Origin of the sequence: Streptomyces sp. SID3212, from assembly GCF_009865405.1 — a bacterium.
Lineage (GTDB): Bacteria > Actinomycetota > Actinomycetes > Streptomycetales > Streptomycetaceae > Streptomyces.
The window spans coordinates 1-10,608 of sequence record NZ_WWJY01000546.1 but is presented as its reverse complement, the minus strand read 5'-3'; the positions used below and the strand labels follow the sequence as shown (position 1 = coordinate 10,608).

The window sequence follows — 10,608 nt, the reverse complement described above, 5'->3', positions numbered from 1 at the left end:
CACCCGGGCGGGGGCTGCGCCCCCAGCCGTCCACCACCGAGGCGACCAGCGCGAGCGCCACCACGACGACCAGAACGATCCACCACGTCGTATTCATGACGCCGAAGGTATCGCCCCGCCGAAGGTATCGCGCCGAACCGGCGATCCATCCGAACCGGTGACAGAGCAGGTGAGTTCGCCCACAGACGACCGGTGTGGAGGAGCGACCGGCCCTTTCGCGCCTTACGCTCGAAGACCGAACGACCCCCGTCCACGCAACGGAGGTTCACGCTCCATGAAGCTCACCGTCGTCGGCTGCTCGGGCTCCTTTCCCTCGGTGGGATCGGCCTGCTCCAGCTACCTCGTAGAGGCCGACGGCTTCCGGTTGCTCCTCGACATGGGCAACGGCGCCCTGGGCGAGCTGCAACGCCATGTCGGTCTGTACGACCTCGACGCCATCTTCCTCAGCCATCTCCACGCGGACCACTGCATAGACATGTGCGGGTACTTCGTCGCCCGCTACTACCGCTTCGACGGCGGGCGCTGCGGCGCCCTGCCGGTGTACGGCCCCGAAGGCACCGAACAGCGGCTCACCACGGCTTACGCGGACACCCCGACGGACAAGTCCATGAGTGAGGTCTTCGACTTCCGGACGCTCAAGCCGGGCTCCTTCGACATCGGCCCCTTCCAGGTACGTACGGAGAAGGTCGCGCACCCCGTCGACACCTTCGGCGTACGCGTCGAGCACGACGGCCGCTCGCTCACCTACTCGGGAGACACCGGCGTGTGCGAACCGCTGGTCGAGCTGGCCGAGGACACGGACCTGTTCCTGTGCGAGGCGGCGTTCACGTACGGCAAGGAAGACATCCCCGGCCTGCACCTCAACGGCCGCGAGGCCGGCGCCCACGCCGCCCGCGCCCGGGCGCGGCGGCTGGTGCTCACCCACATCCCGCCGTGGACGGACGCCGAGCGGAACCTGGCCGACGCGCGCGCGGTGTACGACGGTCCGGCCGAACTGGCCGTGCCAGGAGCGGTGTACGAGCTCTGACGTCCGCCGTCTGACGTCTGCCGTCCGACGACACGTCGAAGCCCCCGTCCCTCCGCGGAGGGACGGGGGCTTCGACGTGTCGCGTCCTACGCCTTGGTGAGGTCGTCGACCTCTTCCTCGGGCTCGCGGCCCGGAGTCTTGAGGTCGAACTTGACGATCGCGTACCGGAATACGCCGTAGTAGATCGCGGCGAACAACAGCCCGATGGGGATGATCAGCCATGGGCGGGTGGCGATGTTCCAGTTCAGCGCGTAGTCGATGGCGCCGGCGGAGAAGTTGAAGCCGTCGTGCACACCCAGGGACCAGGTCAGCGCCATCGAGGCGGCGGTGAGGACCACATGGATCACGTAGAGCAGCGGCGCGATGAACATGAACGAGAACTCGATGGGCTCGGTGACCCCGGTCACGAACGAGGTGAGGGCCAGCGAGACCATCATGCCCAGCACGGCCTTGCGGCGCTCGGGGCGGGCGGTGTGCGCCATGGCGAGGGCGGCGGCGGGCAGGCCGAACATCATGATCGGGAAGAACCCGGACATGAACATCCCGGCGCTCGGGTCGCCGGCGAGGAAGCGGTTGTAGTCACCGTGGACGACCACCCCGGCCGCGTCCTTGAAGTCACCGAGCTGGAACCACGCCACCGTGTTCACGAACTGGTGCATGCCGACGGGGATCAGACCGCGGTTCACCGCGCCGAAGAGCGCGGACCCGCCGGAGCCGAGACCGGTGATCCACTGGCCGACGTCGGTGATGCCGTCGCCGATGGGCTCCCAGACCAGACCGAAGACCACCCCGACGATCGTGCCGACGAAGGCCATGATGATCGGGACGAGCCGGCGGCCGTTGAAGAAGCCGAGCCAGTCGACCAGTTTCGTACGGTGGAAGCGCTGCCACAGCACCGCGGCGAGGAGCCCCATGATGATGCCGCCGAACACACCCGGGTCGTTGTACGTCGCGGCTATGTCGGCCTTCGGGGTGATCACGGCGTCGGTGACCGGGAACGCCTGGAGCACCTTGCTGTAGACCAGGAAGCCGACGAGCGCGGCGAGCGCCGTGGAACCGTCCGCCTTCTTGGCGAAGCCGATCGCCACGCCGACACAGAACAGCAGCGGCAGGGCGCCGGTCAGGGCGCCCCCGGCGTTGCTGAAGACGGAGGCGACCTTGTCCCAGCCGAGGCCGTCCTTGCCGAACACGTCGTCGGCGCCCAGGCGGACCATCAGGCCCGCGGCCGGCAGAACGGCGATCGGCAGCTGAAGACTGCGCCCCACCTTCTGGAGGCCCTGGAACACTCCGGAGCCCCGCTTCCTGGCGGGGGCGGGGGCGGGTGCCGCCGCGGCGGTGGCCGTAGTCATCAACTTCCTCCAGAAGACATGGCACCGCCAAGGGACAGGGGGACGTGCGGGGGAGACGGCGGCGTCAGCTCGAACCACAGCGCGCGGGCCATGTGGTCTACACCACTCAGTGGTGTAGACCAGTTCTAACATGGTGTGGGTTGGATAAGGAACCTTCTTTAATGTGGTCTGGGCCATAGTCGCGACCGCGACGGCGGCGGGAGTGGTGTAGACCAGTTGGGGTACGTTGTGGGCCGGTCGCCGCGCCCGCGAAGAGGGGGCGACTGTGCGTTACCGTGACAAAACGTCACTGTGACAAAACGCTCTAGAGCTGGAGAAAGACATGGCCACCAAGGCTGAGAAGATCGTCGCCGGGCTCGGCGGGCTCGAGAACATCGAAGAAGTCGAAGGCTGCATCACCCGCCTCCGCACCGAGGTCGTGGACCCCTCCCTCGTGGACGAGAAGGCGCTCAAGGCCGCCGGGACCCACGGCGTCGTCAAGATGGGCACGGCGATCCAGGTGGTCATCGGCACCGACGCGGACCCCATCGCGGCGGACATCGAAGACATGATGTGACGCCGGCCCCACCGCACGGACGGCCTGACCGCTCACCGGAGCCCGTACGCGCACCCACGGGAACCGGCCCCTACGCCCACCACCGGAACGGGCCCCTCACCCATCCCCGCTAGGCTCATGGCCATGTCTCGCATCGACGGCCGCACCCCCGAACAGCTCCGCCCCGTCACCATCGAACGCGGATGGAGCAAGCACGCCGAGGGCTCCGTCCTCGTCTCCTTCGGCGACACCAAAGTCCTCTGCACCGCCTCCTTCACCGAAGGCGTCCCCCGCTGGCGCAAAGGCAGCGGGGAAGGCTGGGTCACCGGCGAGTACTCGATGCTGCCCCGCGCCACCAACACCCGCGGCGACCGGGAATCCGTACGCGGCAAGATCGGCGGCCGTACGCACGAGATCAGCCGCCTCATCGGCCGCTCGCTGCGCGCCGTCATCGACTACAAGGCGCTCGGCGAGAACACGATCGTCCTCGACTGCGACGTCCTCCAGGCCGACGGCGGCACCCGCACCGCCGCCATCACCGGCGCGTACGTCGCCCTCGCCGACGCCGTCGCGTGGGCCCAGGGCAAGAAGATCGTCAAGGCGGGACGCAAGCCGCTCGTCGGCACGGTCGCGGCGGTCAGCGTCGGCATCGTGGACGGCACCCCGCTGCTCGACCTGCGGTACGAGGAGGACGTCCGCGCCGACACCGACATGAACGTCGTCTGCACCGGCGACGGCCGCTTCGTCGAGATCCAGGGCACGGCGGAGGCGGAGCCGTTCGACCGCAAGGAACTCAACACGCTCCTCGACCTCGCGACGGCCGGCTGCGCGGACCTCGCGACGATCCAGCGGGCGGCGCTGGAGGGAACGCCCTAGGGCGTCTCCGCGGGGGTTCGGCCGCCGGGTAAAGACGCAACCAAGGATCACCCCCAGGCGTCTCTATGCGCACGGGCGTACGGGCAGAACCGTACGCCCGCCCGCGTAAGACCTTTCATCCCCGGGGGGATCCGAGATGGGCCCGCGCCACCGCCGTACCGCACTCGCCGCAGCAGCCACGATGCTCACCCTGAGCGCGGTGGCCGGATGCGGCGCACTCGACAAGGCACTGGACTGCGTCCAGACCGCCGAGGCCATCAGCGACAGCGTCGGCAACCTCCAGCAGGCGATATCCGACGCCGGCGACGACCCGCTGAAGATCGACGACGCGCTGAGCGGCATCGACAACGAACTCGACAACCTCAACGACAAGACGGACAACGCCGACCTGAGCAAGGCGGTGGACCAACTGTCCGACGGCGTGAACAACGTCCGCACGGCGGTCAAGGACGGCGACAACAGCCCCGACCTCACGCCGGTCACGGACGCGGCGACGGAGATAGGCAAGATCTGCACGCCGTGAAGCGCCACGCAACGCCTCGCCACCGAAGGCGATACTGAGGGCATGACGCGCCTGATCCTCGCCACCCGCAACGCCGGGAAACTCACCGAACTCAAGGCCATCCTCGCCGACGTGGGCCTGCCCCACGACCTCGTCGGCGCGGACGCCTACCCCGACATCCCGGACGTCAAGGAAACCGGCGTCACCTTCGCCGAGAACGCCCTGCTCAAGGCGCACGCCCTGGCCGACGCCACCGGCCTCCCGGCCGTCGCCGACGACTCCGGCCTGTGCGTGGACGTCCTGGGCGGCGCGCCCGGCATCTTCTCGGCCCGCTGGTCGGGCACCCACGGCGACGACTCCGCGAACCTGGCCCTGCTCCTGGCCCAGCTCGCCGACATCGCGCCCCCGCACCGCGGGGCCCACTTCGCGTGCGCCGCGGCCCTGGCGCTGCCCGACGGCACGGAACGCGTGGTGGAGGGCCGCCTCCTGGGCACCCTCCGCACCACCCCCACGGGCACGAACGGCTTCGGCTACGACCCGATCCTCCAGCCGGAGGGCGAAACGCGGACGTGCGCGGAGCTGTCTCCGCAGGAGAAGAACGCGATCAGCCACCGGGGGAAGGCGTTCCGGGGGCTGGTGCCGGCGGTGCGGGAACTGCTGGCCTGACGCCGGAGGGACAGAAACGGCCTGCGCATCGATCCTTCGATGCGCAGGCCGTTTGGGGTGCGGCGGAAGGGATTCGAACCCTCAAGCCCTTTCACAGGCCACAGATCCTAAGTCTGCCGCGTCGCCGTTGCGCCACCGCCGCTAGCCGCCTGCCATCGTACCGGGCAGGCGGCTGAGCTGGATCCAAAGAGGTCCTCTAGGGCGTACGGCTCCGAGTGCCTCCTCGGCACCACGTGGGGGTGACGGCGTGGCAGTTGGGGCACAGCAGTCGGAGGTTGTCCCGGCGGTCGTCGCTCCAGTCACCGTTGATGTGGTCGACCTCCAGTGTCATCGGCCTGCCCCGCCAGGCCGGCCCCGTCCCGCATTCGGCGCACAGTTGGGGAACGCCCACCGCGTACAGGGCCCGGCGGAGTTGGACGGCGCGGGTCCGCTGCGGCCCGTTGTGCTTCACGAGGACGTCTTCGGGAGGTCTGGCCTGTGTTCTGCCGGGCTTTCCGCGTTGATGCGCCTGGCCCAGGAAGTGGGACGTCGAGATGCCTTCGTCGCTCGTCCACTGCCTCAGCAGCGCTCGTTGTCTTCCGTCGTCCGGCCGGCCCAGCCGCCGCAGGGCCTCGGCGACGGAGACGGACGGGGCGACGGCTTCCCGCAGCGCCTCGGCCGAGGGGCGCGGCTTCCGCCTGCGGGCGCCGACGGGACGGAAATGAGAGATGTCGATCCCGAAGTGGGCGAAGCGCCGGGTCAGGTACCGCCGCAGGTGCTCGTAGGGGCGCGTCCCCAGTAGGGCGATCACCTCATCGATGTCGTGGCATTGCTCGGCCGCCTCGGCCAGCCTGCGGTGTGTATAGCGCTGGACCTGGCTCATCGGCTTTCCGCCCGGTGCTTGCTCCGGCGGTAGGTGTCCGTGGTCGAGTGGCAGTTGGGGCACAGGATCCGCAGATTCTCGATGCGGTTGTCGCGCCAGTCGCCGTTGATGTGGTCCACCTCAAGGGGAAGGGGGCAACCGCGCCAGGTGGAACCGCAGCCGCAGAGCGCGCATTTCTCCTCCCGCCCCAGGTCGACCATCGCCCGCTTGAGCAGTGAGCTGGGCGTGCGGCGGGCGTGCGCCTCGTCCGTGGCGACCAGGATCTCCTCGGCCGACCGGCGATTGCGGTTCATGCGCATCCGCGCGGTGCGTACCTGCGGTGTGAAGTGGGACGTGTCGATGCCGAGCGCCTTCACCCGGCGGCTGATGTGCGTGTGCTGCCCGCCGACCACCTCGACCCCGAGGCGTCGGAGGACCTCGCACATGCTGGTCGACGCCGCGACGGCCGATTCGAGTGTCGCGCGGGACCAGCGGAGTCCTTCGCGCTCGAAGTGCGAGGTCTCGATGCCCAGTTCCTTCATCCGCTCGGCTATGTACCGCCGTTTCGCCGGCTTCTGGTCGACGCCCAACTTCGTCAGCGCCTCCGACATCGTCCGCGACGAGCTCGCCGCCTCCGCGAGGCGTTCTCGTGAGTAGGGGCTCGGTGGCATGGATTCCGTCCCTCCGGTCCGGGTGTGTGTTCGTTCTCCGTACGGGACAACGAACCGGATATCGGATGGTTACGTCCGATAAACGGAACCGAGGTTGCCTCTTCGGGCGGGAGCGGCGGGCTCAGGTGCCGGCGTCCGAGGCCCCCTCGGCGCCGGCCTCCACCATCACCGCGATCCCGTCCAGCAGTGGCCGCAGGCCGAACTCCAACAGGGCGTCCAGGTCCAGGTCGTAGCCGTCGCCCAGGCCCGTGATCACCCGGCCGACCACCGGGAAGCGCGGTGACGTGACGATCCGTTCCATCGCCGCCGCCTGGCCGTCCAGCCACTCGTCCTCCGTCAGGCCCGTGGACGCCGCCGCCTGCTCCTCGCGTTCCAGGTTGACCGCGAGGCCCTGGACGTAGCCGTACAGGAGCACGTGCAGGTCGAACATCGTCACCGGATCCAGGCCGTGGCCGTCCAGCGCGCTCAGCATCCACTCGGCGTGGACCATCAGGTTCGGCAGCATCAAGGGGCGCGAGAGCGGGTGGAGTTGGGCCAGCCACGGGTGCTTGCGGTAGAGGCGCCACAGCGTGCGCGTGCCCAGTTCCACCCGTGCCCGCCAGTCGTCCGGGAACGTGGCCGCGTCCGGGTACTCCGCCTCCCCGAACGCCGCGTCCGCCATCAGCAGGACCAGGTCCTCCTTGCTGTCGACGTACCGGTACGGAGACATCGCGGCCACCCCGAGCCGCGCCGCGACCCCGCGCATGGAGAGCGCCGCCAGTCCCTCCGCGTCCGCGATCTCCACGGCCGCCTCGACGATCCGTTCCCGGGTGAGGAGTTCGGGGGGAGGCGGGAGGCGGCGGGGGGCCGCTTCCAGGGGGTGTTCCCCGCGTGGTCGTGGCTCCTTCGCCGGTCCCGCCACCACCGTCCCCACCCTCGGGCGCGCTTCCACCACCCCCTCCCTCCCCAGCCGCGCCAGCGCCTTCGTGGCGGTGGCCAGTGCCACGCCCCACTCCCGCGCGATCTGCCGGGTCGACGGCACCCGGTCGCCGGGGGCGAGTTCGCCGTCCGCGACGCGCCGCCGGATGTCCGCCACGATCCGCAGGTACGGAGGAGGAGGTGGTGGTGACTGCTTCGACCGGGTGGTTCTGGGCATCGACTTCGTCTCCTCGGATCCTCGGATCGGATTGTTTTTCGTGCGTCTTCGCTCCTGTGCTAGGGCAGCTGCCCGCTGGAGCGATGTCCCGCCGCGCCGTCATTTCCGCCCCCTGGCCTAGTACAGCCGCGCCAAACTACCAGTTGGCAGCCCTGTTCGTACGCCGTACATTCAGTCGCGTACGCCGTACGAAAGGGGCTCCGCATGAAGACCGTACTGATCTCCGGCGCCGGTATCGCCGGCTCCGCGCTCGCTCACCACCTCCGCCGCCGCGGCTTCGCGCCCACCGTCGTCGAGCGCGCCTCCGCGCCCCGCCGCGGTGGTCAGGCGGTCGACATCCGGGGGGCCGCCCTCGACGTCGTCGGGCGGATGGGGCTGCTGGAGCGGGCGCGGGGACTCCGTACCCGTATCCGGGGCATGTCCGTCCTCGACGCCGACGGGAACGAGGTCCACCGCTCCACCGAAGTCGCCTACAGCAGCGGTCGGTTGGACAGCGACGACATCGAACTCCTCCTGGAGGACCTGGTGTCGCTGCTCCACGAACACGCCCGCGACGGGGTCACGTACCTCTTCGGCGACACCGTCACCGCGCTCACCGAGCAACAGGACGGCGTACGCGCCGACTTCGCACACGCGCCCTCCCGCGTCTTCGACCTGGTCGTGGGGGCGGACGGGCTGCATTCGACCGTACGGCGGCTGGTCTTCGGCCCGGAGGAGCGGTACGCGCACCACCTGGGCACGTACCTCTCTGTCTTCGGCGCCGACAACTTCCTCGGCCTCGACCAGTGGCAGGTGTGGCTCCAGGACGGTGACAACGGCTTCGGCGTCATGCCCGTCCGCGACAACGCCGAGCTGCGGATCGCCTTCGGCTTCCGGTCGGAGCCCCTCGGCGGCGGCCCGGATGGCGGGGACGACCGGGGCAGCCGGGACAGCCGGGACAGCCGGGACCCCGAGCGGTTCCGGAAGATCGTCGTCGACCGGCTCGCCGGCATGCGCTGGGAGGCGGCGGAGGGACTCGCGAAGGCCGCCGCCACCGCGCCCGACTTCTACTGCGACGCGATGGCCCAGATCCGCATGGGCCGCTGGTCGCGCGGCAGGGTCGTCCTGCTGGGCGACGCCGGATACTGCGCGTCACCGCTGTCCGGCCAGGGCACCGGCCTGGCCCTGGTCGGCGCCCATGTGCTCGCCGAGGAGCTGGGCCGGACGGGGGAAGGCGACGGCGGCCACGCGGGCGCCTTCTCCCGGTACGAGGACCGGATGCGGCCCTTCGTCACGCTCAACCAGGCCCTGGCCACGGAGAACCCCGGCGGCCCCGCCTCCGAGGAGTCCGTCGCCCGCGCCAAGAACGCGATCTCGCTCCAGCGCGCACGCGAACCGGCCGGGACATCTCGGGTGGAGGGATCCCGGCCGCAGAGGGCGTTCAGGGGCGCGGGGTCAGGTCAGATGCCCAGGTCCTTGATGATCTTGGCCACATGCCCCGTCGCCCGGACGTTGTAGAGCGCCTGCTCCACCTTGCCGTCCTCGTCCACGATGATCGTCGACCGGATCACGCCGGTCACGGTCTTGCCGTACGTCGTCTTCTCGCCGTAGGCGCCGTACGCCGTCAGAACGGCCTTCTCGGGGTCCGCGACCAGCGTGACCCGCAGGTTCTCCTTCTCCCGGAACTTCGCCAGCTTCTCCGGCTTGTCCGGCGACACGCCGATGACGTCGTAACCGGCGCCCGCCAGCAGGTCGAGATTGTCGGTGAAGTCGCAGGCCTGCTTGGTGCAGCCGGTGGTCATGGCGGCCGGGTAGAAGTACACGATGACCTTGCGGCCCTTGTGGTCACCGAGGGAGACGTCGTTGCCGTCCGCGTCGGGCAGGGTGAAGGCGGGGGCGGTGTCGCCGGGCTGAAGTCGCTCACTCATGGTTCTGGTTCTCCTCGGTGGAGGTGGGGTATCGCCCGATCTCGGGGTACACGCGGTCAGGCGCACCGAGGTCCCAGGCGTACGGAGGTACGTTGCCGAGGGTAATGCGGCCGGGCCCGATAGGGGGTGCCGCCGGGTGCGCGGGCCGCTGAGCTGACAGACTGTCGAGCGGTACGGACAGAAGTACTGACGAAGGATTACCGGACACGACGACGGAGGCAGCGCGGTGTCGGATTCCAGGACCCCGGCGCAGATCGAGGCGGACATCGTCCGCCGGCGCGGGCAGCTCGCCGAGACGCTCGACGAGATCGGGGTGCGGGTGCACCCGAAGACGATCGTCGGCGACGCGAAGGCCAAGGTGGCCTCCAGCGTGGACCAGACGGCCGGACGGGCGTTCGTCGCCGTGAACAGGGCGGTCGCGGGTCTGCGGACGCAGTTCGTCGGCATGGACGGCGCGCCGCGCCTGGAGCGGGTGGTGCCGGTGGCGCTGCTCGCGGTGGGGATCGTGGGGCTGTACGCGATGTCGGCGCGCCGCCGCCGCCGGTGACCTGACCAGGAGGGGCGCGGCGGCTGCCGCGCCCCTGTGGCGGGGGCGCCCCGCGCGGGCGGGTAGGTTCTGGGGCGTGAGTGAGAACACCGACGACAAGCTGCCCATCCGCATGCTCCACGACCGGGTCCTGGTGAGTACGGACATCGCGGAGGGCGAGCGGCGCTCCTCCGGCGGCATCCTGATTCCGGCGACGGCGGCGGTCGGCCGGCGGCTGGCCTGGGCCGAGGTGGTCGCGGTGGGGCAGAGCGTACGGACGGTGAAGCCGGGGGACCGGGTGCTGTACGACCCCGAGGACCGCGGCGAGGTCGAGGTGCGCGGGGTGGCGTACGTCCTGATGCGGGAGCGTGACCTGCACGCGGTCGCGGCGGACCGCTTCGAGGGCTCCGAGGACTCGACCGGGTTGTATCTGTAGCCGGGGCGTGCCCGGTCGGTCGCGCGGCGGGGACAGCTGTCCAGACCGCTGGTCTGGTCTAGAACGTGTCCGCGAACACCCCCTAGCGGCCCGCCCCCGGCGGCGGTGGTACGTCCCCCGTCCCGCCCGTGCCCCCG

General features: G+C 70.1%; 13 protein-coding genes, 1 tRNA gene and 1 pseudogene. 8 read left to right on the top strand and 7 right to left on the bottom strand.

The genetic code is table 11. The features are described 5' to 3' along the window. Nucleotides 1–97 (bottom strand): annotated as a pseudogene (locus GT042_RS16545) (type II toxin-antitoxin system PemK/MazF family toxin); the annotation flags it as partial. Nucleotides 98–274: 177 nt separating this feature from the next. On the opposite strand from GT042_RS16545, the gene GT042_RS16540 reads away from it, so the two are divergent. Further along, a complete protein-coding gene (locus tag GT042_RS16540; RefSeq protein ID WP_161309484.1) occupies nt 275–1,027 on the top strand; it encodes an MBL fold metallo-hydrolase in 753 nt (250 codons plus the stop codon). A gap of 86 nt (nt 1,028–1,113) precedes the next feature. On the opposite strand, the gene GT042_RS16535 is transcribed toward GT042_RS16540, so the two are convergent. Further along, the gene (locus tag GT042_RS16535; RefSeq protein WP_161309483.1) at nt 1,114–2,376 is read right to left on the bottom strand and encodes a PTS transporter subunit EIIC; all 1,263 of its coding nucleotides are present in this window, start codon (nt 2,374–2,376) and stop codon (nt 1,114–1,116) included. A gap of 322 nt (nt 2,377–2,698) precedes the next feature. Between GT042_RS16535 and GT042_RS16530 the strand changes: the two genes are divergently transcribed. The 4 genes from GT042_RS16530 to rdgB all read left to right on the top strand — a co-directional run bounded on the left by GT042_RS16530 (nt 2,699) and on the right by rdgB (nt 4,955). Beyond that, entirely contained in the window at nt 2,699–2,932 is a 234-nt protein-coding gene (locus tag GT042_RS16530) for a PTS glucose/sucrose transporter subunit IIB (protein ID WP_161309482.1), read from the top strand. Nucleotides 2,933–3,055: 123 nt separating this feature from the next. Further along, nucleotides 3,056–3,787 (top strand): ribonuclease PH, encoded by a 732-nt coding sequence (rph, locus tag GT042_RS16525; protein ID WP_161309481.1) that lies wholly within the window; start codon nt 3,056–3,058, stop codon nt 3,785–3,787. A gap of 136 nt (nt 3,788–3,923) precedes the next feature. Then, complete coding sequence (locus GT042_RS16520) at nt 3,924–4,310, top strand: hypothetical protein (RefSeq protein WP_161309480.1); 387 nt, start codon at nt 3,924–3,926, stop codon at nt 4,308–4,310. A gap of 42 nt (nt 4,311–4,352) precedes the next feature. Continuing rightward, nucleotides 4,353–4,955 (top strand): RdgB/HAM1 family non-canonical purine NTP pyrophosphatase, encoded by a 603-nt coding sequence (gene rdgB, locus GT042_RS16515; RefSeq protein ID WP_161309479.1) that lies wholly within the window; start codon nt 4,353–4,355, stop codon nt 4,953–4,955. A 58-nt stretch (nt 4,956–5,013) separates the two neighbouring features. Here the strand turns inward: rdgB and GT042_RS16510 are convergent. The 4 genes from GT042_RS16510 to GT042_RS16495 all read right to left on the bottom strand — a co-directional run bounded on the left by GT042_RS16510 (nt 5,014) and on the right by GT042_RS16495 (nt 7,602). Beyond that, nucleotides 5,014–5,097, bottom strand: a tRNA-Leu gene (locus GT042_RS16510). 54 nt (nt 5,098–5,151) lie between these two features. Beyond that, complete coding sequence (locus GT042_RS16505; protein WP_161309478.1) at nt 5,152–5,817, bottom strand: HNH endonuclease signature motif containing protein; 666 nt, start codon at nt 5,815–5,817, stop codon at nt 5,152–5,154. Then, complete coding sequence (locus GT042_RS16500) at nt 5,814–6,467, bottom strand: HNH endonuclease signature motif containing protein (RefSeq protein WP_161309477.1); 654 nt, start codon at nt 6,465–6,467, stop codon at nt 5,814–5,816. The genes GT042_RS16505 and GT042_RS16500 overlap by 4 nt, the downstream gene beginning before the upstream one ends. A 121-nt stretch (nt 6,468–6,588) precedes the next feature. Next, nucleotides 6,589–7,602, bottom strand: coding sequence for a GntR family transcriptional regulator (locus GT042_RS16495; protein WP_161309476.1), 1,014 nt, complete (start codon nt 7,600–7,602; stop codon nt 6,589–6,591). A 204-nt stretch (nt 7,603–7,806) separates the two neighbouring features. Here GT042_RS16495 and GT042_RS16490 point away from each other — a divergent pair, with 204 nt between their 5' ends. Continuing rightward, nucleotides 7,807–9,099, top strand: a complete 1,293-nt coding sequence (locus GT042_RS16490) for an FAD-dependent monooxygenase (protein WP_161309475.1) — start codon at nt 7,807–7,809, stop codon at nt 9,097–9,099. Here GT042_RS16490 and bcp read toward each other — a convergent pair. Beyond that, on the bottom strand, nt 9,042–9,509 hold the full coding sequence (gene bcp / locus GT042_RS16485) for a thioredoxin-dependent thiol peroxidase (protein ID WP_161309474.1): 468 nt from the start codon (nt 9,507–9,509) through the stop codon (nt 9,042–9,044). The two genes, GT042_RS16490 and bcp, sit on opposite strands and share 58 nt — an antisense overlap. Before the next feature lie 226 nt (nt 9,510–9,735). On the opposite strand from bcp, the gene GT042_RS16480 reads away from it, so the two are divergent. Next, entirely contained in the window at nt 9,736–10,056 is a 321-nt protein-coding gene (locus GT042_RS16480; protein ID WP_161309473.1) for a DUF3618 domain-containing protein, read from the top strand. A 112-nt stretch (nt 10,057–10,168) separates the two neighbouring features. Beyond that, entirely contained in the window at nt 10,169–10,471 is a 303-nt protein-coding gene (locus GT042_RS16475) for a co-chaperone GroES (protein ID WP_161309485.1), read from the top strand. Nucleotides 10,472–10,608 lie beyond the last annotated feature (137 nt).